At 75.0% G+C, this 22,728-nt stretch carries 22 protein-coding genes; 12 read left to right on the top strand and 10 right to left on the bottom strand.

The window, feature by feature from the left end; all coding sequences use genetic code 11:
- Window positions 1–218 precede the first annotated feature (218 nt).
- The gene (locus tag ABTX81_RS02680) at window positions 219–635 is read left to right on the top strand and encodes a cupin domain-containing protein (protein WP_350541110.1); all 417 of its coding nucleotides are present in this window, start codon (window positions 219–221) and stop codon (window positions 633–635) included.
- A gap of 29 nt (window positions 636–664) precedes the next feature.
- On the opposite strand, the gene ABTX81_RS02675 is transcribed toward ABTX81_RS02680, so the two are convergent.
- Both ABTX81_RS02675 and ABTX81_RS02670 read right to left on the bottom strand, forming a co-directional pair.
- On the bottom strand, window positions 665–1,357 hold the full coding sequence (locus ABTX81_RS02675; protein WP_350541109.1) for a transglycosylase family protein: 693 nt from the start codon (window positions 1,355–1,357) through the stop codon (window positions 665–667).
- Window positions 1,358–1,596: 239 nt separating this feature from the next.
- A complete protein-coding gene (locus tag ABTX81_RS02670; RefSeq protein WP_350541108.1) occupies window positions 1,597–2,031 on the bottom strand; it encodes a DUF5997 family protein in 435 nt (144 codons plus the stop codon).
- A 58-nt stretch (window positions 2,032–2,089) separates the two neighbouring features.
- Between ABTX81_RS02670 and ABTX81_RS02665 the strand changes: the two genes are divergently transcribed.
- Window positions 2,090–2,890: a LysR family substrate-binding domain-containing protein gene (locus ABTX81_RS02665; RefSeq protein WP_502892696.1), complete on the top strand. Its 801-nt coding sequence runs from the start codon at window positions 2,090–2,092 to the stop codon at window positions 2,888–2,890.
- 487 nt (window positions 2,891–3,377) lie between these two features.
- Here the strand turns inward: ABTX81_RS02665 and ABTX81_RS02660 are convergent, their stop codons facing one another.
- Together ABTX81_RS02660 and ABTX81_RS02655 are read right to left on the bottom strand one after the other, a co-directional pair.
- On the bottom strand, window positions 3,378–4,316 hold the full coding sequence (locus ABTX81_RS02660; protein WP_350541107.1) for a DUF1648 domain-containing protein: 939 nt from the start codon (window positions 4,314–4,316) through the stop codon (window positions 3,378–3,380).
- 68 nt (window positions 4,317–4,384) lie between these two features.
- On the bottom strand, window positions 4,385–4,732 hold the full coding sequence (locus tag ABTX81_RS02655; protein ID WP_350541106.1) for a GntR family transcriptional regulator: 348 nt from the start codon (window positions 4,730–4,732) through the stop codon (window positions 4,385–4,387).
- 59 nt (window positions 4,733–4,791) lie between these two features.
- Here ABTX81_RS02655 and ABTX81_RS02650 point away from each other — a divergent pair, with 59 nt between their 5' ends.
- Entirely contained in the window at window positions 4,792–5,544 is a 753-nt protein-coding gene (locus ABTX81_RS02650; protein WP_350541105.1) for a hypothetical protein, read from the top strand.
- A 26-nt stretch (window positions 5,545–5,570) separates the two neighbouring features.
- Here the strand turns inward: ABTX81_RS02650 and ABTX81_RS02645 are convergent, their stop codons facing one another.
- Entirely contained in the window at window positions 5,571–7,199 is a 1,629-nt protein-coding gene (locus ABTX81_RS02645; protein ID WP_350541104.1) for an ABC transporter permease, read from the bottom strand.
- Window positions 7,196–8,140, bottom strand: a complete 945-nt coding sequence (locus tag ABTX81_RS02640) for an ATP-binding cassette domain-containing protein (protein WP_350541103.1) — start codon at window positions 8,138–8,140, stop codon at window positions 7,196–7,198. Before ABTX81_RS02640 ends, ABTX81_RS02645 begins: the two co-directional genes overlap by 4 nt.
- Before the next feature lie 267 nt (window positions 8,141–8,407).
- Between ABTX81_RS02640 and paaK the strand changes: the two genes are divergently transcribed.
- A complete protein-coding gene (gene paaK, locus ABTX81_RS02635; protein WP_502892695.1) occupies window positions 8,408–9,757 on the top strand; it encodes a phenylacetate--CoA ligase PaaK in 1,350 nt (449 codons plus the stop codon).
- A 13-nt stretch (window positions 9,758–9,770) separates the two neighbouring features.
- Here the strand turns inward: paaK and ABTX81_RS02630 are convergent, their stop codons facing one another.
- A complete protein-coding gene (locus ABTX81_RS02630; protein WP_350541102.1) occupies window positions 9,771–10,022 on the bottom strand; it encodes a hypothetical protein in 252 nt (83 codons plus the stop codon).
- Window positions 10,023–10,897: 875 nt separating this feature from the next.
- Between ABTX81_RS02630 and ABTX81_RS02625 the strand changes: the two genes are divergently transcribed.
- From ABTX81_RS02625 to ABTX81_RS02615, 3 genes are all read left to right on the top strand, one after another.
- On the top strand, window positions 10,898–11,254 hold the full coding sequence (locus tag ABTX81_RS02625) for an ArsR/SmtB family transcription factor (protein WP_350541101.1): 357 nt from the start codon (window positions 10,898–10,900) through the stop codon (window positions 11,252–11,254).
- A 163-nt stretch (window positions 11,255–11,417) separates the two neighbouring features.
- Window positions 11,418–12,704 (top strand): MFS transporter, encoded by a 1,287-nt coding sequence (locus tag ABTX81_RS02620; RefSeq protein WP_350541100.1) that lies wholly within the window; start codon window positions 11,418–11,420, stop codon window positions 12,702–12,704.
- A gap of 729 nt (window positions 12,705–13,433) precedes the next feature.
- Entirely contained in the window at window positions 13,434–13,814 is a 381-nt protein-coding gene (locus ABTX81_RS02615) for a hypothetical protein (protein ID WP_350541099.1), read from the top strand.
- Window positions 13,815–13,958: 144 nt separating this feature from the next.
- On the opposite strand, the gene ABTX81_RS02610 is transcribed toward ABTX81_RS02615, so the two are convergent.
- Window positions 13,959–15,260 carry an MFS transporter gene (locus tag ABTX81_RS02610; RefSeq protein WP_350541098.1) on the bottom strand — a complete coding sequence of 434 codons (1,302 nt, stop codon included), beginning with the start codon at window positions 15,258–15,260 and terminating at the stop codon, window positions 13,959–13,961.
- Between the two features lie 111 nt (window positions 15,261–15,371).
- Between ABTX81_RS02610 and ABTX81_RS02605 the strand changes: the two genes are divergently transcribed.
- From ABTX81_RS02605 to galK, 4 genes are all read left to right on the top strand, one after another.
- Window positions 15,372–16,037: an ArsR/SmtB family transcription factor gene (locus ABTX81_RS02605; protein WP_350541097.1), complete on the top strand. Its 666-nt coding sequence runs from the start codon at window positions 15,372–15,374 to the stop codon at window positions 16,035–16,037.
- Window positions 16,034–16,342: a sulfurtransferase TusA family protein gene (locus ABTX81_RS02600; RefSeq protein ID WP_350541096.1), complete on the top strand. Its 309-nt coding sequence runs from the start codon at window positions 16,034–16,036 to the stop codon at window positions 16,340–16,342. Before ABTX81_RS02605 ends, ABTX81_RS02600 begins: the two co-directional genes overlap by 4 nt.
- Before the next feature lie 139 nt (window positions 16,343–16,481).
- Entirely contained in the window at window positions 16,482–17,714 is a 1,233-nt protein-coding gene (gene galT / locus ABTX81_RS02595) for a galactose-1-phosphate uridylyltransferase (protein WP_350541095.1), read from the top strand.
- Entirely contained in the window at window positions 17,711–18,865 is a 1,155-nt protein-coding gene (galK, locus tag ABTX81_RS02590) for a galactokinase (protein ID WP_350541094.1), read from the top strand. The genes galT and galK overlap by 4 nt, the downstream gene beginning before the upstream one ends.
- Window positions 18,866–18,932: 67 nt before the next feature.
- Here galK and ABTX81_RS02585 read toward each other — a convergent pair whose 3' ends face one another.
- Both ABTX81_RS02585 and ABTX81_RS02580 read right to left on the bottom strand, forming a co-directional pair.
- Window positions 18,933–20,066: a serine hydrolase domain-containing protein gene (locus ABTX81_RS02585; RefSeq protein WP_502892694.1), complete on the bottom strand. Its 1,134-nt coding sequence runs from the start codon at window positions 20,064–20,066 to the stop codon at window positions 18,933–18,935.
- A 204-nt stretch (window positions 20,067–20,270) separates the two neighbouring features.
- Window positions 20,271–21,704, bottom strand: coding sequence for an MFS transporter (locus tag ABTX81_RS02580; RefSeq protein ID WP_350541092.1), 1,434 nt, complete (start codon window positions 21,702–21,704; stop codon window positions 20,271–20,273).
- Window positions 21,705–21,852: 148 nt separating this feature from the next.
- On the opposite strand from ABTX81_RS02580, the gene ABTX81_RS02575 reads away from it, so the two are divergent.
- Window positions 21,853–22,719: an SDR family NAD(P)-dependent oxidoreductase gene (locus tag ABTX81_RS02575; protein WP_350541091.1), complete on the top strand. Its 867-nt coding sequence runs from the start codon at window positions 21,853–21,855 to the stop codon at window positions 22,717–22,719.
- Window positions 22,720–22,728 lie beyond the last annotated feature (9 nt).

Raw genomic sequence — 22,728 nt, 5'->3', positions numbered from 1 at the left:
GACCCGGCGCCGGCGGCTGATGGAGGCCGTCTTCCTCACCGCCCAGCCGGCCACCCGTCCGGCCGCCGCAGCCCCGGCCGCCGCAGCCCCGGCCGCCGCAGCCCCGGCGGCCGCGACCGGCGGCCCGCCCGGCGCTCTGGCGGGAGGGGCGGGGGTGTGGTCCCATCGGCGGGGAGGGGCGGGTGGGGGCCTGCCGGAGCCGAGAGGGGCCGGTCCGCATGGGTGAGCAGCCGTTCCGCACCGCGCAGACCGGGGACGCGCCGGTCGTCCCCGCCCCGGACGGGGCCCTCGTCCGGCCGCTGCTGGTGCTGGACGGGCTCGGCAGCCAGGCCGTCTTCGAACTCGCCCCCGGGGAGGTGACCCGGGCGGTGTCGCACCGCACCGTGCAGGAGCTCTGGCACGTCACGGGCGGCAGCGGGCGGATCTGGCGGCGGCAGTCCGGCCGGGAGAGCGTGGACGTGCTGCGGGTGGGGACGGCGGTCTCGGTGCCGCTGGGGACGGCCTTCCAGTTCCGTGCCGACGAGGACAGCCCGGGCCCGTTGCGGATCGTCGCCGTCACCATGCCGCCCTGGCCGGACGGCTCGACCACGGAGGCCCGCCCCGAGCGCGGTCCCTGGCGGCCCACGGTGGGCTGAGGGAGTCCGCGACCCGGGGCGGGGCGGTGTCAGAGCGGCAGGACCAGTTCCTGGCCGGGCTGGATGAGGTCCGGGTCCTCGCCGACCAGGGCGCGGTTGCGCTCGTAGAGGGCGGGCCAGCCGCCGGGGATCCCCAGCTGGTCGGCGATGTTCTCCAGGGTGTCGTCCGGGCGTACCGTCCAGGTGCCGGCGCCGTCGGCCCCGCCGGTCGGCGGGGGCGCGGCGGGCGTCGTGGCCGTGGTCTCCTCGTCGTCGACGGGCGCCTCCTTGGTGACCGGCGCCTTCTTGACGGCGGGCGCCTCGTTGCGGACCGGCGGCCGGGTCTTGACCGGCGGCCGCTCGTTGGTGCGGGCGGCGCGGGTGCCGCAGACCGGCCACGGGCTGAGCCCGCGCCGCTGGGCGAGCGTGTCGGCGACGGCGATCTGCTGCTCGCGGCTGGCCAGGTCGGCGCGCGGCGCGTAGGCGAGGCCGCCGTTCGCCCGCCAGGTCGGCTGGTCGAACTGGAGGCCGCCGAAGTAGCCGTTGCCGGTGTTGACGTGCCAGTTCCCGCTGCTCTCGCAGGCGGCGACCCGGTCCCAGTCGACGGCGGCCCCCCGACCGGTGCCCGCCCCACCCCCCTGACCCGGTGGCGCGGCGTGTGCCGCGGGGGCGGCGAGGACGGCGGCGGCCAGCGTGCAGACGGCGGTGGGAAGCAGGCGGCGCAGGTGCGCGGTGGGGGGCATCGGCGGCTCTCAGGTCCGGGGACAGGGGCGTAGGCCGCTCGGGAGCGGCGCGTTCCCACCGACGCACGCCGGGGGCGCCGTTCCACCGCCGACACGTCGGACGGGTCACCCGACCGGCCCCGCACCACCACCCGACCGGCCCCGGCCGTGGACCCGGCCCCGGAGAGACGACGGCCCCCCGGCGGGAACGCCGGGGGGCCGAACGGGACGCGTGTTCGAAGAAGCGGTAACGCCGCAGGTCAGCGGGCCTGCTCGCGCTCGGCCGCGGCGGCGGCCTGCTTGCGCCGCTTCTCCTCCTTCTCGTGCTTCTCCTTGACCCGCACGCTCTCCTTGCGGACCTCCGACTGGATCGTGCGCTCGCGCCGGAGCCACTCCGGGTTCTCCTCGCGCAGCGCCTCGATCTCGTCGGTGGTGAGCGCCTCGGTGACGCCGCCGCGCGCCAGGCCGGACGCCGAGACGCCGAGGCGCGCGGCCACCACGGAGCGCGGGTGCGGGCCGTTGCGGCGCAGGTCCTGCAGCCACTGCGGCGGCTCGGTCTGCAGGGCGGTGAGCTCCTCGCGGGAGATCACGCCCGACTGGAAGTCGGCGGGGGTGGCGCCGAGGTAGACCCCGAGCTTCTTCGCCGCCGTCGCCGGCTTCATGGTCTGCGTGGTCTTCTGCTTGAGCGATGTCATGGTCACCAGGGTAAGCGAGCGGCCGACGCCCGCCGTCACGGTCGGTAGCCTTGGTCGGGTGACAGAGATGCAGGTGACACCCTCGTTCCGGCTGGCCTACGTCCCGGGCGTGACCCCGGGCAAGTGGGCGCGCGTCTGGTCGGAGCGGCTGCCGGACGTTCCGCTCGCCCTGGTCGCGGTGGACGCCGCCGCCGGTGAACCGGCGCTGCGGGCCGGCGACGCGGACGCGGGACTGGTGCGGCTGCCGGTCGACCGGACCGGTCTGAGCGCCATCCCGCTGTACACCGAGACGACGGTGGTGGTGTTCCCGAAGGACCACTGGCTGGCGGCGGCCGAGGAGGTCACCCTGGAGGACCTCGCCGAGGACGTGGTCTTCCACCCGCTCGACGACACGCTGGAGTGGGAGCGGCTTCCGGGCCGGCCCGCCATCGAGCGCCCGGCGACCACGGCGGACGCGATCGAGCTGGTCGCGGCCGGGGTCGGCGTGCTGCTCGTCCCGCAGTCGCTGGCCCGCCTGCACCACCGGCGCGACCTCACCTACCGGCCGATGACCGACGCCCCGCAGTCCCGGGTCGCGCTGTCCTGGCTGGAGGAGCGGACCACCGACCTGGTCGAGGAGTTCATCGGCATCGTCCGAGGCCGCACGGTCAACAGCTCCCGCGGCCGGGGCCAGGCCCCCGCCGCGCCCGCGACCCCGGCGAAGGCGAAGCAGCAGGGCGGCCCCGGCAAGGGCGCCGCACCGAAGGGCGCCGGCAAGGCCACCGGCAACCGAACCGGCGGCAGCCGCCCCCGCGGCGGCTCCGGTTCCTCCTCCACCGGCTCACCCGCCCGCCGCGGCCGCCCCAAGCGCCGAGGCTGACACCACGGCCTGCCCCTGTGGCGTGGGAAGTCGGCGGATCCGACTTCCTGCGCCACAGGAGCGCGAGCGGGTCATGGTCAGGGCTGCCCGGGGACGAATCCCGCAGGACCATCGCCGCCACGGATACGGGCGTGGAGCCGGTCGATGCGTTTGCGGCGCGGGCCCACCGGCACCCCGCTACCGACGGCGCGCCGGGAGCCGCGAACGACACCCCGCCCAGGTGGCCGATTTCCCGCGCTGGTCTCCGGCTGGGACCAGTGCCCCCTGCGTCCGCCCATGCGTGGGAAGCCGGAGCGGCCGACTTCCCGTGCGGCAGGCGTGCGCCCTCTCGTGGGGGTGGCGGTCGAGCGCGGAGCCGCCGGGGCGGAGCCCGAGGCGGCGAGGGTGGTGCGGGGCCCGGGCCGGAGCGACTGGAGCGGCTGGAGCGTTCGGGTGTGCAGGGCCGGGTCCGGACGGGGGCGGGGTGTTGCGGAGACCCGTATCCGCCTCAGTCGGGGGCAGGTGTGGTGTGCTCGCCCGGGGGCCGGTGGGTGGCTAGGGCGTTCAGCAGGGCGGCGCCGCGTTCGGCGTCGTCCACGCTCACCGCGAAGTCGGTGCCCTGGTGGGGGTGGATCACCAGGCACTCGCCGCGGCGTAGCATCACCGTGGTGCCCAGGCCGCTCAACCGGTAGCCCCAGCCGCCGACTTGGGCGGGCGTGCGCTGTTCGGACCGGGCCGAGGCGATCTCCTCCGGTGCCCAGTGCCGGGCCGGCAGGCCGAGCGGGCCGAATGCCACGGTGAGGCCCCGCTCGGTGACCCGGGCCTGTACCGACGAGCAGCCGGCTCCCGCCAGCGCGACGACCCCCAGCGGGGCGGCGAGCGCCCAGGCCGGAGCGCCCAGCCCGGCGAATCCGGCCAGCGCCGATCCTGCCGCGCCCAGGCCGGCCACTGCGGCCAGCAGGCCCAGCCAGGGATTGGCCGTGCGGGAGAGCCAGACGGCGCGCTGCCCGTCGGGGAGTTCGAGCCGTGGTCCGCCGGCGGCGGTGGCGGCGCGCGGCTCCGCTCCGGCCCGGCGGGCGAGCCGCCAGGCCACCAGCCCGGCCCCGGCCGCCGCCGCCAGGGCCAGCGCGACCTCGGCGCCCAGCGGGCGGGCCTCCTGCCAGGTGGGGCGGTCCAGGTTGGCCGAGACGATCGACCCCTGGGCACCCGTCAGCAGCACGCCCCAGAAGGCCAGTCCGGCCGCCGCCCAGAGCCGCGCCTGCTCCCCGCCGCGGCACCGGGCGACGGCTCCGGCGGCGGCCGCCGCCGCCCACATGCCGGCGGGGAACAGGGCCGCCGCCGTCAGCGACGTCGAACCGTCCGGGTGTGTTCCGCTCCAGTGCGTGGCCACGGGCTCCGGCAGCCGGGTCCGGGCCGCCCAGGGCAGTCCGAGCAGCAGCACGAGCACCCCGGACACCCCGACGGCCCAGCACGCCACTTCCCTGCCGCGCCGACCGTCCGACCGCGAACCCTTGCTCACTCCAGTCCCCTGATCATCTCGACGACTTCCTCCCGGCCGAAGCCCGCGTGTGCCGCGTCCGCGACCAGCCGCCGTATCGCGTCCAGGAGTTCGGCGCGCCGGTCGGCACCCTGCCGGACCGTGACGCCGCGCCCCCGGCGGAACTCCAGCACCCCTTCGTCGCGCAGCGCCCGCAGCGCCCGCAGTACCGTGTTGGCGTTCACCCCGAGCGCGGCCGCCAACTCCCGTGCCGGCGGCAACCGTTCCCCGGGCGCGACCTCCCCTTCCCCGACGGCCCGTCGAATCGCCCCCGCGACCTGCTCGTGCAACGGCCGCGCGTCCCCGACCTCCAGCTTCAGCAACATGGTGCTAGTGACGGTAGCACCATCCTCATGGGCCGTTCCCGGCATGGTTGGATCCGGGTATGACGGACTGGTCCCGCCTCAGCCATGCCTACGGCTCCGCCGACGACATCCCGGACCTGCTGGACCGGATCGCCTCGGCCCCGACCGCCGAACTCTGGAACGACCTGTGGTCGGCGCTGTGCCACCAGGGCAGCGTCTACCCGGCCAGCTTCGCGGCCCTGCCCTGGCTGGCCGAGCGGTCCCGGTGCGGGGATCGGGAACAGGAGGTCCAGGCCGTGCACCTGGCCGGCGCGATCATGGCCGGCGCGATCGTGGCCGGAACCGGGCAGGAGCACGGAGCGGGGGACGTCCGTTCGCTGTTCGCCGCGGAGACCGCCACCCTGCTGGAAGCGGTGAACCGGCAGCTGCGGGCCGCAGTGAACCCGGCCGACTACGTCCATCTCCTGGAATCCATGCTGGGCTTCGAAGGCGTTCACGGCTGGAGCGAGGACCTGGCCTGGGGGATCGTCACCGAGGAGTACCGGATCTCCTGCCCGGGCTGTGAGGCCGACCTGTTCATCGCCCTCGGCGAGCGCGGGTTCTTCTCGACCGCCGAGGACTACGCGCTCTCCGACGACGACGTCGAGACGCGCCCCCTGCGCCCCGCGGCCCCCGCCGAGCTGGACGGCATCGGCCGGCGCCTCCATGAGCTCGCGCTCGCCGACGGCCGGAGCGAGGTCGCCCATGTGCTGACCCATGTCTTCGGCCACGCGACCTGCCCCGTGTGCGAGGCCGACTTCCCGGTCGCCGACCGGATCGCCGCCGACTGGTGAACCGGGCCGCCGCCGCGGGCAGGCGGTCAGTCGCGCAGCGCACGGCGGGCGGAGGCGGTGAGGACGGCGGCGGCGAGGAGGACCAGGGCCACGGCGGTGACGAGGAGCGGGGACGGGCCGGCGGGATGCCCGGCGCGGCGGACCGCGCCCATGAAGTCGACGCCGGCGACCTGGTTCACCACCAGGTACCAGAGCGGGAGGTAGAGGGCCTGGAAGAGCCGGTGGGTGCGGGAGAGGGTGCCGAGGGCGAGCGCCAGCGAGGGGATGAACAGGGCGCCGGCCGACCAGGCGGCCACCCCTGCGGTGTCGCCGGCCGCCGCCAGGCGGACCAGGACGCCCGCGCCGGCCAGAGCGGTGAGCAGGACCCCGACGGCCCACTCGGCGAGCAGCCGGGCACGGGCGGCCGGGTAGGCGCCGAGCAGGGCCTCCAGACCGTACTCGGCCGAGCGGCTGCCGAGCCGCGACCAGAGCAGCACCGGCCAGATCCAGGCGGCGGGCAGCACCGCGCCCGCCCCGGTGCCGGGCGGGACGGCGAGGCCGGCCGCGACCAGGCCGGCGGCGGCGAGCCACCACCAGCGCGAGGCGTCGGCGAACAGCATCCGCGCCTCCCCGAGCAGCAGGCGGCCGAAGCCCGGTCCGCGCCCGGACCCGGCGGAGCCGGGGGCGAGCGGGGCGAGCGGGAGCACCGGGGGAGCGGCCGCCACCGGCGCCGCCTCACCGGCCACACCGCTGCCGAGCGGCGGCCGCCGCTCGCCCGATGTACCGCGCGCCGGATCGAAGCGGGCGAACCAGAGCGCCGGCAACGCGGTGAGGGCCACCGCGAGCAGCACCAGCAGCAGCCGCTGGGCGAGGAACCCGCCACCCAGGCCCGCGCCGTCCCACCGGAACGGCTCCAGCGAACTCTCCACCCTGGTCAGGCCGAGGCTGAACTCGTCGCCCCCGAGGCCGACCCCGCGCGCGGCCAGGGTGTCGCGCAGCGAGGCGGCCACCGGGCCGAGGCCCAGCCCGCCGAGCGGGGCGCCGGGCCGCTCGCCGGCGATCAGCAGGGCCGGGGCACAGGCGAACCAGACGACGTTGCCCAGCCCGCCGCGCAGCAGCGGCACCGTCTCGAACAGCACGGCCAGCGCGGCCGTCGCCGCGAGCAGCGGCAGCGTCAGCACCAGGAAGGGCGTCAGCAGGGCGACCGGGTCGAGCGAGCGGTCCTCGCCCCGGACCAGTTGCAGCGCGGGCGCGGTGAGCGCGAGCACACCGAGCATCGACGCGAGGACCAGCAGGTTGCCGAGGAACTTCGCGAGCAGCAGCTCGACGGACCGCAGTGGCGTCGCGGCGAGGAGCAGGCCGACACCGGTCTCCTCGTCGCGCCCGAGCCCCTTGCGCACCACGTAGAACCCGCCGAGGGTGAGCCAGAGCGCGCCGGCCAGGGCGGTCGCGGTGCCGACGTACGCGCTGTTGTACTCGCCCCGGTAGCGGCCCAGCGCGAGGATCGCCCAGTGCCCGTCGGCGGGCGGGACGGCGAGCAGGCCGAGGCCGACGGCGGCCAGCAGCGTCACCGCGTAGGCGGGGCGGCGGACCCGGTCCCGGAAGTCGCCGAGGGCGAGCCGCCAGGGACGGGCGAGCACCCCGGCACGGGCGGCGGCGAGGGCGTTCGCGGTCATCGCCGCACCTCCGGACGGTCGTTGGCGGCGGCCGGCCGGACCAGGCCGAGGTACGCGTCCTCCAGGTCCGGCGCGACCGGCACCGCGTCGGCGGACGGCGCGCCGTCCGCGAGCAGCCGCAGCCGCATCCGTCCGTCGCCGGTGCGCACCATCCGGCTCACCACGTACCGCGCCTGCACGGCGGCCACCGCCCCCGGGTCGACCAGGACCTCCCAGACCCGGCCGGCCTGGCCGCCCAGCAGCTCCTCCGGGCTGCCCCGGCGCAGCAGCCGCCCGCCGGCGACGACCGCGATGTCCCCGGCCACCGATTCGACGTCCGAGACGATGTGGGTGGACAGCAGCACCACCCGGTCCTCGGCGAGCGCGCTCAGCAGATTGCGGAAGCGCACCCGCTCCTCCGGGTCGAGCCCGGCGGTCGGCTCGTCGACGACGATGACGCGCGGATCGCCGAGCAGCGCCTGGGCGATGCCGACCCGGCGCAGCATGCCCCCGGAGTACGCGCCGAGCGGCCGCCGCACCGCCTCGGTCAGGTTCACCAGGGCGAGCAACTCCTCGATCCTGGACCGCGCGGAGCGGGCGGAGAGGCCCTTGGCGGCGGCCAGGTAGCCGAGGAACTCGCGCGCGGTGAGCTGCGGATGGACCCCGAAGTCCTGCGGGAGGAAGCCGAGTTCGCGCCGGAGCAGCTCGGGTCGGGCGAGCACGTCGGCGCCCCGGTAGGTGACCCGGCCGGCGGTGGGCCGGGTGACGGTGGCGACGATCCGCATCAGCGAGGACTTGCCCGCGCCGTTCGGCCCGAGCAGGCCGAGCAGCCCGGGGCCGAGCCGCAGCGAGAGGCCGTCGACGGCGCGTTTGCCGCCGCGGTAGACCTTGCTGACGTCGGTCAGTTCGAGGTGGGGTGGATCATCGGGTCGGACGTGGGAGTGGATGTCGGGTCGGCTCATGCGCTCTGTCTTCCGGCCGGTGGGTGGACGGTGGTGAGGTCGGTGGGTGATGTCGGTGGGTGACGTCGGTGGGTGACGTCGGTGGGTGACGTCGACGAGCCTCCCCGATCGGCGGCCCGCCGCCATCTGCCGTTCGGCAGAGATCGGCCCTGACGAAGGACAGGGGTTGGCGCGCGTCGACCCTTGACAGGTGGTTCGGGTACTGGATTACTTGGCCAGGTCGAAAGCCAACCGAATGATCGGTCGGTATTGGCGGAGGGAGGCGCGATGAGCGGCGGAACGGCGGCGGACGCGGGCGGAACCGCGGCGCGTCTCGGCGAGGCGCCGCCGGACGGACTGCTGGACGCCGGCGAGCGGATGACCCGCGAGGAACTGCGCGCGCACCAGCTCCGGAACCTGCGCTCCACGCTGCGCCACGCCTACGACAACGTCGAGCTCTACCGCCGCAAGTTCGACGCGGCCGGCGTCGCCCCCGAGGACTGCCGCACCCTGGCCGACCTCGCCCGCTTCCCCTTCACCACCAAGGCCGACCTGCGCGACACCTACCCCTTCGGCATGTTCGCCGTCCCGAAGGAGGAGGTCCGCCGGATCCACGCCTCCAGCGGCACCACCGGCCGCCCCACCGTGGTCGGCTACACCCAGCACGACCTCGACGTGTGGGCCGACGTGGTGGCCCGCTCGATCCGGGCGGCCGGCGGGCGGCCCGGCCACACCGTGCACATCGCCTACGGCTACGGCCTGTTCACCGGCGGGCTGGGCGCGCACGCGGGCGCCGAGCGCGCCGGCTGCACGGTCGTCCCGGCGTCCGGCGGCATGACGGCCCGCCAGGTCCAGCTGATCCAGGACCTCCGCCCCGAGATCATCATGGTCACCCCGTCCTACCTGCTCACCCTGCTCGACGAGTTCGACCGGCAGGGCGTGGACCCGCGCACGACCTCGCTGCGGGTCGGCATCTTCGGCGCCGAGCCGTGGACGGAGGAGATGCGCGCCGAGATCGAGCGGCGGATGGACCTGCACGCCGTCGACATATACGGCCTCTCCGAGGTGATGGGGCCCGGCGTCGCCCAGGAGTGCGTGGAGACCAAGGACGGCCTGCACATCTGGGAGGACCACTTCCTCCCCGAGGTGGTCGACCCGCTGACGGACGAGGTGCTGGCGGACGGCGAGAGCGGAGAACTCGTCTTCACCTCGCTCACCAAGGAGGCGCTGCCGGTGATCCGCTACCGCACCCGCGACCTCACCCGCCTGCTGCCGGGCACCGCCCGTCCCGCCTTCCGCCGGATGGCCAGGGTGACGGGACGCAGCGACGACATGATCATCCTGCGCGGGGTCAACGTCTTCCCGACCCAGATCGAGGAGGTCCTGCTGCGGGTGCCCGCCGTGGCGCCGCACTTCCAGCTCCGGTTGACCCGCCGGGGCCGGCTGGACCACATGACGGTGCGGGTCGAGGCGCGCCCGGACGCCGCTCCCGAGCAGCGGGACGCGGCCGCCGCGGCGATCGTGCGGGGCGTCAAGGACGGGGTGGGCGTGAGCGTGGACGTCGAGGTGGTGGACCCGTACAGCCTGGAGCGCTCGGTGGGCAAGATCCGCCGGATCGCGGACCTCCGGGAGGGCTGAGCGCGGGCGGGCGTCACTTCTCGACGAGCACGACCTCCTCGATCGGCCGGGTCATCCGGACGGTGTCGCCGGTGACCTCGACCAGGTGCTGCAGGCCGCGGATCGCCTTCTCCCGCTCCGGCACGTGGAACTGCTCCCCCTCGCCGGCCAGGTATACCGGGAAGCAGTCCAGCGCCGGGCCGAACAGCCGGACGTGGTCGGCGAGTCGGCGGAACAGCTCGGGCAGCAGCACCTGGTGGTCGGTGATCGAGGCGAGGTCGTCCACCCTGACGCCGTCGGTGGTGAGGTCGTGCTGCCGGACGCTGCCGGACGCTGCCGGGCGCCTTGGCGGCGCGGGCCTGCCGGGCGACGGCGGCCAGGTCGACGCGCAGCACCTCGGGCAGGTTGCTGTAGAGGGTGGGGTGGACCAGCCCGCTCGCGAGCAGGTGGTGGTTGGCGGTCTGCCGCAGCAGGTCCACGGGTGACGGTGATCCGGTCGCCGCTCTTCGCGCCGGAGGGCGGCTGGCCGCGCCCGACGAGGCAGACGGCCCGGCCGAAGGTGTCGGCGCCGCCGGCCCGCACGAATCCCGGCACGGTCTCCGGGGTTGCGGCGGTCACCTTCTCGTCGGCGTTCTGGACGACGCCGGTGAAGCCGAGCCAGGAGATCAGCGCGTCGCGGGCCGCGTGCGCGCCGAGGTCGAGCGGCTGGTGGACGGTGCCGGGGCCGGCGCCCTCGTCGTGCGTCTCCAGCGCGTCGATCGCGTCCATCCGGACGGTGCCGCCGCCGTGACTGTTGCGCGTGACGCGGTGCCGGCCCGGCACGTCGTGCCGGAAGCCGGGGTTTTGCGGAGTGAAGTGGACGGTGTCGCCGCCGGGTTGGCTGTCGAGGATCCGGTAGGTCCCCGTGATGACGAGCATGGACACGGTCGCCTCCGCGGATGGGTCTGGCGCCGGTGGACCGGGGCGCGCCGGACGGCCCGGCGGTGTTCGCGGCGGGCGCGCGCGGTGGTCGGGCTCCGGCGGGCCCATTCTGACGGCGGGAGGCGGCGGGGTGGGGGAAACGGGCGCCAGTGAACAGCGGGGGCGCGTTGGCGGCAGGCGGCGTGAACCGCGTGGGGCGGGGCGGGTGAACGGTGGTCGCGCGCCCTCTACGATGAGGCCATGAGCGGGAGCCTCCAGATATCAGGTGCACACGCCTCGCAGCATTCCGGCGCGGACGAGCGGCTGGACGTGGCCGCCGGCATCCTCTCCCTGCTCGCCGACCGCACCCGGCTCGCGCTGCTCCAGCGGCTGAGCGAGGGCGAGGCGGACGTGACGACGCTGACCGAGGCCGCCGGTGCGGCGCGCCCCTCGGTCAGCCAGCACCTCGGCAAGCTGCGGCTGGCCGGGCTGGTGTCGACCCGCAAGGACGGCCGGCGGGTGGTCTACACGCTGCGGCACGGGCACCTGCGGCGACTGGTCCACGAGGCGCTGAACGTGGCCGACCACCAGATCAGCGGGCTGCCTCCGCACGACTGAGCGCTCTTCGCCGCGCCTGCGGGCCGCCGCCCCGTCCGGTGCCGGAAGGGGCGGTTTTTTGTCCCAAACACGTGCACAGGTATGCACATGTTGCCCTATTCTGAAGGGGTGGCGCCCCGGACGGGTTGCCGCGGCCCGCGCCGAGTCCGAACGGAGTCCCCCGATGCTCTCCGTCCTCCGCAACCGCACCTACCGGCACCTGTTCACCGCCCAGGTGGTCGCCCTCGTCGGCACCGGCCTGGCCACGGTGGCGCTGGGCCTGCTCGCCTACGACCTCGCCGGGCCCGACGCCGGCTCGGTGCTGGGCACCGCACTGGCGATCAAGATGGTCGCCTACGTGGGGCTCGCCCCGGTGGTGGCCGCGCTGGCGCACCGGATCCCGCGCCGGCGCCTGCTGGTCGCCGCCGACCTGGCGCGCGCCGGGGTGGCGCTCGGGCTGCCGTTCGTCGGGTCGATCTGGCAGGTCTATCTGCTGATCTTCGTCCTGCAGGCGGCTTCGGCGATCTTCACTCCGGCGTTCCAGTCGGTCATCCCCGAGGTCCTGCCCGAGGAGCGCGACTACACCCGGGCGCTGTCCCTCTCCCGCCTCGCCTATGACACCGAGAGCCTGGTCAGCCCGGCCCTGGCCGCCGGACTGCTGGCGCTGGTCGGCTACCGCTGGCTGTTCTGGGGGACGGTGATCGGCTTCCTCGCCTCGGCGGTCCTGGTCGTCTCGGTGGTCCTGCCGGGTGGGCTCGGTGGTACGACGGCCGGGCCGATCGGGGCGCAGCCGCTGTCGGCGCGCTCGCTGGCCGGGATCCGGCTCTTCCTCTCCGTGCCGCGGCTGCGGGCCCTGCTCGCCCTGGACCTCGCCGTCGCCGCCGGCGGGGCGACGGTGATCGTCAACACCGTCGTCTACGTCCGCGACCAGCTCGGCCGCCCCGCCGGTGACGTGCCGCTCGCGCTCGGCGCGTGCGGCGGCGGGTCGATGGTGGTCGCCCTGCTGCTGCCCAGGGTGCTGGACCGGGTCGCCGACCGGTCGGTGATGCTGCCCGCCGCCTTCGCCGTGGCGGGCCTGCTCGCCGTCCTGACCGCGGTCACCGCGGCGGGGCGGACGGCGGACGGCGGCGGATGGCGCTGGCCCGTGCTGCTCGCCCTGTGGGCCGGGTTCGGCGCGGCCGGCTCGCTGATCCTCACTCCGGGCGGGCGCCTGCTGCGGGACGCCGTGCCGCCGGCCGACCTGCCCGCCGTCTTCGCCGCCCAGTTCTCGCTGTCGCACGGTTGCTGGCTGCTCGCCTACCCGCTGGCCGGCTGGCTCGGCGCCACGGCCGGCCTCCCCGCCGCCAGTGCCGCCCTCGCCGCCCTCGCCCTCGCGGCGGCGGCCCTGGCCACCCGCACCTGGCACACACCTGCCCCGGCCGTCGCCCACCCCCACCCCCAGCCCCGCCACCACCACCCGGCCGCCCGCTGACGCCTTCCGGCCTGCGCGGGTGTGGCCGTCGCTGCGCTCCGGCCTTCCGGCCTCAGAAGCCGTTGTCGGACCGGTCTTGGTGAGCATGGGTTCGAATGCGGCGGCTCGGTCGGGCGGTCTTCGGTCCGTGCCTGCATGAGGGCGGGGCCTTTGGCGCAGCTCGGGGTCGTCGAGACCTTGAGCGCACCAGGAGGTCCTACCGACGGCATCCCGGCGCCTCCACCGCAGAGACGACACAACGCCTCGTCTCTGCCGCCGAACACCGACCCTATGCCTGACCAGCGCAAACGCGGCCGTCACTCTCGGAAGGACAACGGCTTCCAACTGCCCGGACGGGCGTGTCAGAGGTCCGGTCCAGGTTCGGCCCGTGAACCACGGCAGCTCCAGAGCCAGGGCGTCCCGCGAGCCTGACTTGCCGTCCTACCAGGTGGTCCTGGCGGAGACTGATCGGGGTTCGCTCCGGACGGGTTTCGGGAACGGCGGAAGCCGTCCCGAGGTCCTGGCGCGGTTGCTGGCGCTCGATCCCAAGGTGCAGGTCACCGCTTTGTCGGAACTGGGGGAGCTGGTCGGCCACAGAACAGCGTCGACGAAGCCACCGCCCCCGTCGCCATATATGGCCGGTATCCTCGCCCACCCGGCGGCCATGACCCTCCGGCCGTATCGCAACCTCCCCGTCTGCCCGACCTTGTTGAACTGGTTGGCTTCACGGCCTACGACGCCTCCGATGAGATGGTCGACCGCACCGAGCGGTACTTCCCTGGCTTCCTCACCCCTGACACCACGCCGGCAGCCTTCCGGGACCTGCGCCCGATGCTCGATCGAGCCGTCGCGCCTTTCCTGCGGGACAGCCACGAGGACGTGCGCGAAGCCGCCGGCCTCGCCGCGCCCGTCCTCGCCGAACACCCCGCGCTTGCCCGGCATCGCGATCACCTCGCCGTGCACGCGCGCCGCATCCTGGAGACCAGCAGCGACGACCCTGGCCGGCGCGTTGCCCGAGGGGCCCTTGAAGCATGGGGCCACGACGTCACCGACATCGAACCTTTCCAGGGGGAGCCCTGGGACCGTGGGCCGCACCGCGATGGCCGCGGCGATCTCGAACCGCCCGTCTGACCGGCCGGCCAGGTGGCGGAGCCGGGTTTCGGGTGGGCGTGTTGAGTCTTGTGTGACGCCACCCCCTCCGGCCGTCCTCGAATCACCGGGGCGGCGCCGCGTCGACGGAGCCACGGTGGCGCGGGGCCGTGGTCCTCCCGGGGCTCACGGGCTGCCGGGGCGGCGAGGGTGGGTCTCGTACATCCGCACGGCGACGACCGCGCCCGCTGCGGCCGTCAGGCCGGCGACGGCCCAGACGGCGGTGGTCACGCCGTAGGCGTCGGCGAGGGCCCCTGCCAGGAGGGCGCCGACGGCGAAGCCGCCGTCGCGCCAGAGCCGGTAGACGCCCACGGCGCGGGCGCGCCAGGCCGGGTGGGCGATGTCGCCGATGACGGCGAGCAGGGTCGGGTAGACGAGTGCGGTGCCGGCGCCGAGCAGGACCTGGGCCAGGGCCCACACCGGGAAGGTGGTGCCGGCGGCGACCAGGCCGATCGCGACGGCCTGCAGGAGCATGCCGGCGGTGATCAGGTGTTTGCGGCCGATCCGGTCGGACCACCAGCCGCTCAGGATCTGGCCCAGCCCCCAGACCGCCGGGTAGAGGGCGGCGAGCAGGCCGATCCGGGCGACCGACAGACCGTGCGCCGCGAACAGCAGCGGGAAGATCCCCCAGGCCAGGGCGTCGTTGAGGTTGTTGACCATGCCCGCCCAGCTGGCCGAGGACAGGGCCCGGTCGGTGAGGCTGGTGGTGCGGGCGACCTGGGCGGTGGTGAGTGCGCCGTGGTGGTCGGGGTTGGCGGGGGAGGGGTGGAGGGCGGCCTCGGCGCGGGCGTGGTCGCGGGTCTCGCGGACGGCGAACACGGACAGGCCGAGGCCGAGGGCGGCGTACGCGATGCCGAGCAGGAACGGCTGCGGGCGCAGTCCCCAGTGCGCGGCGATGGCGCCGGTGCCCATCGCGGTGGCGGCGACGGCGAGGTAGCCGGCGGCCTCGTTGAAGCCCATGGCCAGGCCCCGGCGGGCGGGGCCGACCAGGTCGATCTTCATGATGACGGTGGTCGACCAGGTCAGGCCCTGGTTGACGCCGAGCAGGACGTTCGCGAACACCACCCAGCCCCAGGTCGGCGCCCAGATCAGCAGCAGCGGCACCGGGAGGGCGAGCAGCCAGCCGGCGACCAGGACCGGCTTGCGGCCGTAGCGGTCGGAGAGGGCGCCGGCGAAGAAGTTGGTGACGGCCTTCGTCGCGCCGAACGCCACGATGTAGGTCAGCGCGGCGGTGTAGGCGGAGAGGTGGAAGGTGCGGTCGGCGAGCAGTGGCAGGACGGTGCGCTCCTGGCCGAGCATGCCGCCGACCAGGGCGTTGACCGTGACCAGCAGGGTGAACTGGGCGAGGTTGGCGCGCAGCCCGAGCCGGATTCCGGAGTGGACGCCGGAGCCGGGGGCGGGCTTGGTGCGGGGTGCGGCGGCGGTCACTTGCCGTCCTCCAGAATGGGCGGGATCCGGGTCGGTTCGCTCGGGCGAGCGAGCGGGTGACAGGCTCGCCCCGCTACTATTACAATATTCCATGGATTTATGGAGGATTCCATGGGAGATCCCACACACAAGGCCGCGCTGTTCGATGCGCTGGCCACCACCGGCAAGGCGCTGTCCAATGGCAAGCGCCTGGAGCTGCTGGACCTGCTCGCCCAGGGCGAGCGCAGCGTCGACGCCCTCGCCAGGGCCGCCGGGCTCGGGCTGACCACGGCCTCCGCGCACCTGCAGACCCTCAAGCAGGCCGGGCTGGTGGTCACCCGTCGCGACGGCGTGCGCATCCACTACCGCCTCGCCGGGGACGACGTCGCCGCTCTGTACACGCAGCTCCAGCAGGTCGCACTCGCCCATCTGGCGGCCACCGGGCAGGCCCGCGCCGCCTACCTCGGGCCGCAGGACACCGACCATCTCACCCGGGAGGAACTGCTGGCGCGGGTGAGGGCCGGCACCGCGACCGTCATCGACGTGCGGCCGTCCGAGGAGTACGCCGCCGGGCACATCCCCGGCGCGCTCTCCGTCCCGCTCGACCAGCTGGAGGCCCGGCTCGCCGAGCTGCCCGCCGGGGCGGAGGTCGTCGCGTACTGCCGGGGCGCCAACTGCGTCCTCGCCCATGACGCCGTCCGGCTGCTGGCCGCGCGCGGGCGCAGTGCGAAGCGGCTCGCCGACGGGATGCTCGAATGGCGGCTGGCGGCCCTTCCGGTCGAGGCGGGTGCCGCGTGACCGCCCCCGCCGCCGGGGCCGATGAGTCCGCGGCGGTCGTCGTGGACGGCACCGGCATGCTCTGCGTCACCCTGCTGCTGCACCTGCGCAAGCGCATCGCGGGCCACCCGGCCGGGACGACGGTGCACATCGTCAGCACCGATCCGGCGGCGCCGCTCGACCTGCCGGCCTGGTGCCACCTCACCGGGCACGACTACCTCGGGCCCGTGCCCGACCCCGAGGGGCGGGACGTCTACGCGCTGCGGCTCGCGGCGGACCCGACGCCGACCCGGCCCGACGCGCCCTGGCATCCGGTGGCGGACTGAGGCCACGCCGTCCGCCGCGCCGAACCGGCCGAGCTGACCCGACCCGGCCGACCTCGGGCCCGGTGGCGTGCATGTTGGTTCCTGTTCGATATTGTTTGGTCATGTGGTTGAAGGGAAGCCCCATGAGAGGGAGCACGTCATGCCCGCGACGGTGACCGACCCGGCCGGGCCGGCCGGAACGACGACCAGGACCGTCACCGAACTCGCCGACGGCCGCGAACTGATCTACTACGACCGGGGCGCGCCGCCGGCCGGCCGGACGGTCGCCGACCGGCGGCCGCTGGACGCCGCCGTGCCCTCCTCCGAGGTCCGGCTCGACCCGCTGACCGGCGCCTGGGTGACCATCGCCGCCCACCGGCAGGCCCGCACCTACCACCCGCCCGCCGACGAGTGCCCGCTCTGCCCCAGCCGCGACGGCCGGCTCAGCGAGATCCCGGCGGCCGACTACCAGGTCGCCGTCTTCGAGAACCGCTTCCCCTCCCTCGCGGGCGAGCCCGGTACCCACCCCCTGGCGTCCGCCGCCGACGGCGATCCGCTGCTCGGCCGCCGTCCCGGCGTCGGCCGGTGCGAGGTGGTCTGCTTCACCGCCGACCACGACGCCTCCTTCGCCGACCTGGACGAGGACCGCGCCCGCCTGGTGCTCGACGCCTGGACCGACCGCACCGCCGCGCTCTCCGCGCGGCCCGGCGTTCAGCAGGTGTATTGCTTCGAGAACCGCGGCGCCGAGATCGGCGTCACCCTCGCCCACCCGCACGGCCAGATCTACGCGCTGCCCTTCACCACCCCGCGCACCGCCCGGATGCTGGAGCAGGCCGCCCGCCACCGCGCCGCCACCGGCCGCAACCTCTTCGAGGACCTGCTCGCCGCCGAGCGGACCTCCTCGCGCGTCGTCCTCGCCGGGGAGCACTGGACAGCCTTCGTGCCCTTCGCCGCCCGCTGGCCCTACGAGGTCCACCTCCACCCGCACCGCCGGGTGCCCGACCTCACCCGTCTCACCGGGGCCGAGCGCGCCGAGTTCGCCGGGATCTACCTCGACCTGCTGCGCCGGTTCGACAACCTCTTCACCGACCCGGCCCCCGCCTCCGACCCCGCCTCCGCCTCCGACCCCGCCGCCGGCGTCCGCCGGGTCCGCGCGCCCTACATCGCCGCCTGGCACCAGGCGCCGGTCGGCCAGGAGGCCGAATTCGCCCTCCACCTGGAGCTGTTCACCGTCCGGCGGACGGCCGACAAGCTCAAGTACCTGGCCGGCACCGAGTCCGGCATGGAGGCGTTCATGAACGACGTCGCCCCGGAGGACGCCGCCCGGCGCCTCCGCGAGGCAGCCCCCACCGCCGCCCCCACCGCCCCGACCGACGGAGGACCGCAGGGATGACCACCACCAGCACCGCTCCCGCCGACGCCTTCGAGGAGCTCTACGGCCACGCCCCCGAGGGCGTCTGGGCGGCCCCCGGCCGGGTCAACCTGATCGGCGAACACACCGACTACAACGACGGGTTCGTGCTGCCGATCGCGATCCCGCAGGCCGTGCGCGCGTACGCCCGGCGCCGCTCCGACGGGGTGCTGCGGCTCGTCTCGACCCGGGTGCCCGGCGAGACCGTGGAGCTGGACGTCGCCGCGCTCGCCCCGGGCGGGGTGGCCGGCTGGGCCGGGTACCCCGCGGCCGTGGTCTGGACGCTGCGAGCGGCCGGGCACGAGGTGGGCGGTGCCGATGTGCTGCTCGACAGCGACGTGCCCGGCGGCGCCGGCCTCTCCTCCTCGGCCGCGCTGGAGTGCGCCGTCGCGGCCGCCTACAACGACCTGTACGAACTCGGCTTGAGCGCCGTGGAGTTGGCCCTGCTCGCACAGCGTGCCGAGAACGAGTTCGTCGGCGTGCCCTGTGGGATCATGGACCAGATGGCCTCGATGGTCTGCCGCGCCGGGGCCGCCCTGCACCTGGACGCGCGCGACCTCTCCGCCCGGCACGTGCCGCTCGACCTCGCGGGCGCCGGCCTGACTCTGCTGGTCCTCGACACCCGGGTGCAGCACGACCTCGCCGACGGCGCCTACGCCGCGCTGCGGGCCGGCTGCGAACGGGCCGCCGCGCTGCTCGGGCTGCCCGCGCTGCGCGGCCTCGCCCCCGCCGACCTGCCCGCGGCCTACGTCCAACTGCCCGCCGACCTGGTGCCGTTGGTGCGGCACGTGGTGACCGAGAACGACCGGGTCGAGCGGGCCGTCGAGGAGCTGGAGCGGAACGGTCCGGCCGCGCTCGGCCCGATCCTCACCGCCGGCCACGCCTCACTGCGCGACGACTACCGGACGTCCTGCCCGGAGACCGATCTCGCGGCCGACACCGCCGTCGCCGCCGGGGCCCTCGGTGCGCGGATGACCGGCGGCGGCTTCGGCGGTTCGGTGATCGCCCTGGTGTCGGCGGAGAAGGCGCAGGCGGTGGCCGCGGCGGTGGTCGAGGCCTTCGCGGTGGCCGGGTACGCCGAGCCGCACGTGTACCGGGCGATTCCGTCGGAGGGGGCCCGCCGGGAGGCCTGACGCCCCCGGCGGGCGGCCCGGGTCCGGTTGCTCAGCCGCCCCCGGCGGGCGGCCCGGGTCCGGCCGCTCAGCCGCAGAACTCGGCCTCGGCCAGGGGGAGTTTGTCGCGGAACCAGTCGGCGTTGGCGTTGAGCGCCAGCACGTGCCGCCCGTCCCGGGTGGCCAGCGCCAGCGTCGACGACCCGTGGATGCCGCCGTCGTGCCCCCAGACGGTGACACCGCAGGAGAGCGTCCCGGAGCCGAGGCCGAGCCCGCCGCTGTCGTGCGGCCCGGGAGCGGTCATCTCCTCCAACTCGGCCGGGGGGAGCAGCCGTCCGCGCAGCAGGGCGGAGAGGAACCGGGTGAGATCGGCGGTGGTGGAGACGATCTCGCCCGCCGAGCCGGCCATCGAGGGGTTGAGCTCGGTGACGTCCAGGGGCGTCGCCGAGCCGCCGAACAGCTTCGAGTAGCCGCGCGCGTGCGGCCGGGGAAGGCCGGTCGCGGTGCCGGGCACGCTCGTCCCGCTCAGCCCCAGTGGCCGGATGATCCGCCGCTCGACCTCCTCGCCGTACGGGTGGCCGGTCACCCGCTCGACGACCATCCCGGCCAGCAGGTAGTTGGTGTTGGAGTACTGGTACGCCGTGCCCGGTGCGAAGACCGGGGGATAGGAGAGCGCGATCCGCACCAACTGCTCAAGGCTGTAGGTGTCGTAACGCCTCGTCAGGAAAGCCGGGGTGAAGAGCTTGGCGCCCATCCCGGGGTCGTCGCCGTAGTCGAAGAGGCCGCTGGTGTGGTCGAGCAGCCGGCGGAGGGTGATGGCCGAGCCGTCGTTCCCGTTCCCGCTCACCAGGCCGGGCAGCCACCGCTCCACGGTGTCGTCCAGGTCGAGCCGGCCCTCGGCCTGGAGCTGGAGCACCACCGTCGCGACGAAGGGCTTGGTCACGCTCCCGATCCGGAACCGCTCCCGGGTCGACCGGGGTTGGCCCGTCGTGGTGTCCGCCACCCCGACCGAAGCCGACCACCGTCCGTTCCGGTCCAGGGTGGTGGCGATCATTCCGGGCAGGTCGCCGGACCGGACGGCCTGCTCCATCGCGGCCCTGGTGGCCGTGTGCGAGCGGCCGCCGGGGGCGGCCGTCGCCGGGGCCGCTACCGCTGCCGTCAGTGCGCCGGCCACTGCCACCGCCGCCGCAGTTCGTCGAACCGCCCTGCCGTTGTGCGTCATTCGTTCCTCCGAGCTCGGCCTGACGCTCGCCCCCCGCCGCACCAGCCTCCGCCCGGAGTCGGGAGAAGGGGTCATCCTGCGGGCCGACCGGTCCCGGAGATTCCCCGGAGTGTGCCGGGCAGGCCTCGGCCCCCACCTCGACGGAGGCGGGGGCGAAGGCGGGGGCGAAGGCGGGGCGAAGGCGGTGGAGTACGACCGGCCCGCTCAACTGCTCTTGGCCGTACGGATGGTGAGCGCCGAGGCGAGCGCACCGAGCAGGGCGAGGGCGGCGGCGCCCAGGAAGGCGGCGGAGAAGCCGTCGGTCAGCGCGGCCGGGTCGCCGAGCTCACGCGAGCCGTGGGCGGCGGCCAGGGCGGTCATCGCGGCCAGGCCGAGCGCGGAGCCGATCTGGTAGCTGGTGTTGACGATGCCGGAGGCCAGCCCGCCCTCGGCCGGGTTCGGCACGGCGAGCGCGGTGCCGAGCGAGGGGATGAAGGCGAGCGACATGCCGACGGCGGCGAGCAGCGAGGCGGGCAGCACATCGACGGCGAAGTTGCCGTCGGGGCGGGCGAAGGAGAGCCAGACCATGCCGCCGGCCAGGGCCAGCAGGCCGGTGACGATGAGCGGCTTGGGGCCGAACCGGGCGATCAGCCGGGGCGCCAGCACGATCATCATCAGCATGATGGCGGCGGTCATCGGCAGCAGCGCGGCACCGGAGGCGAAGGCCTTGAGGCCGAGCACCTGCTGGAGGTAGAGGTTCAGGAAGAACCACATCGGGATCCAGGCGGCGGCCATCAGCAGTTGGGCGAGGTTGGCGCCGGCCAGGTCGGGGCTGCGCCAGATGCCGAGGCGCATCAGCGGCTCGCGCCGTTTGGCCTGGAGGGCGACGAAGGCAAGGATCAGCAGCACGCCGCCGGCCAGCACCAGCCAGGTGCTCGCGGAGCCCCAGCCGGTCTCCGGGGCGCGGACGACGGCGTAGACGGAGACGGCCAGGCCGGCGGTGACGGTGAGCGCGCCGAGCCAGTCCACCGAGCCGCGGCGGGCGGGGGCGGCGGGCATCACGCCGGGGACGGCGAGCAGGACGCCGAGGGCGACCGGGACGTTGACGTAGAAGACCCACTCCCAGCTGAGGTACTGGGTGATCACGCCGCCGAGGAAGACACCGGCGGTGCCGCCGGCCGGGGCCGCCGCGCCGTAGAGGGCGAGGGCCTTGCCGAGTTCCTGCGGGCGGGCGCCGAACAGGCTGATCAGAAGGGTGAGCGCGGCCGGGGCGATCAGCGCGGAGCCGGCGCCCTGGACGGCGCGGCCGGTGAGCTCCAGCCCGGGGTTCCCGGCGAGGCCGGCCAGCAGCGAGCCGGCCGCGAGGACGGCCCAGCCGGTGGCGAACAGGCGCTTGGCGCCGAACAGGTCGGAGAGCCGGCCGCCGAGCAGCAGCAAGCCGCCGAAGGCGACGACATAGGCGTTGAAGACCCAGGACAGGCCCTCCTGGGTGAAGCCGAGCGCGGACTGCATCTCGGGCAGGGCGACCCCGATGATCGAGGTGTCCATGATCACCATGAACTGGGCGAGGGCGATGAGGCCGAGCGCCGTCCAGCGGCGGGGCGAGGGCGCCGCGGGCGCCGCCGCCGGTGCCGCGGACGCGGCGGTGAGATCGGACATGACCACGTTCTCCTATACCGGGAGGGGGTATCTCTTCGAGGCGTGGGAAACGTACCCCCGGGGGGTATAAGACCGCAAGGGTGGTCCCGCCGGACCCGGGGTCCGGGCGGGCCTGGTCCGGCCCTCCGGCGGCCGCGAGGGTGGAGGCATGACCAACGCGAACGAGCACACGCACGGCACGAACGAGCACAAGAACGGCACGAACGCCCACGCGCACGGCACGAACGAGCACCCCCACGAGGCCGCCCGGGAACGGGACTTCGACGGCCGGACGGTGCTGATCACCGGCGGGACGAGCGGCATGGGCCTCGCCACCGCGCGACTGCTGCTGGACCGCGGGGCGAGCGTCGTGATCACCGGCCGCGACGACGCCCGGCTGCGCCGCGCCGAGGCCGAACTCGACGCGGGGGCGCGGCTGTCGGCCGTCCGCGCCGACTCCGCCCGGCCGGCCGACCTGGCCCGGCTGGCCGCCCGGATCGGCGAGCGCCACGGCCGCCTCGACGGCGTGTTCGCCAACGCCGGCGTCGGCGTCTTCGAGGCCCCGGACGAGGTGACCGAGGAGAGCTTCGACCGCACCGTGGACGTCAACTTCAAGGGCGTCTTCTTCACCGTCCAGCACGCCCTGCCGCTGCTGGAGAAGGCCGCCGGCGGCGCGTCGATCGTCCTCAACGCCTCCTGGACGCTGCACCGCGGCCTGCCCAACGCCCCGGTGTACGCGGCGACCAAGGCGGCCGTGCACAACCTCGCCCGCACCCTCGGCAACGCCTTCGCCGGGCGCGGCATCCGGATCAACTCGGTCAGCCCCGGCTACATCGTGACCGAGATGTTCCACGAGGTGATCACCGAACCGGCCCAGCAGGACGCGGTGCGCGGCGCGGTGCCGCTCGGCCGGCTGGGCGAGGCGGCGGACGTCGCCGAGACGGTCGCCTTCCTGCTCTCGCCGCGCGCCTCCTACATCACCGGCCAGGACCTGGTGGTGGACGGCGGCGTGGTGGCGGTCGCGAACGGCTGGTGACCGCCGCCC

Source organism: Kitasatospora sp. NPDC097605 (assembly GCF_040302725.1).
Classification (GTDB): Bacteria; Actinomycetota; Actinomycetes; order Streptomycetales; family Streptomycetaceae; genus Kitasatospora.
The sequence above is the reverse complement of the archived record's forward strand: the minus strand, read 5'-3'. Positions and strand labels throughout refer to the sequence as shown.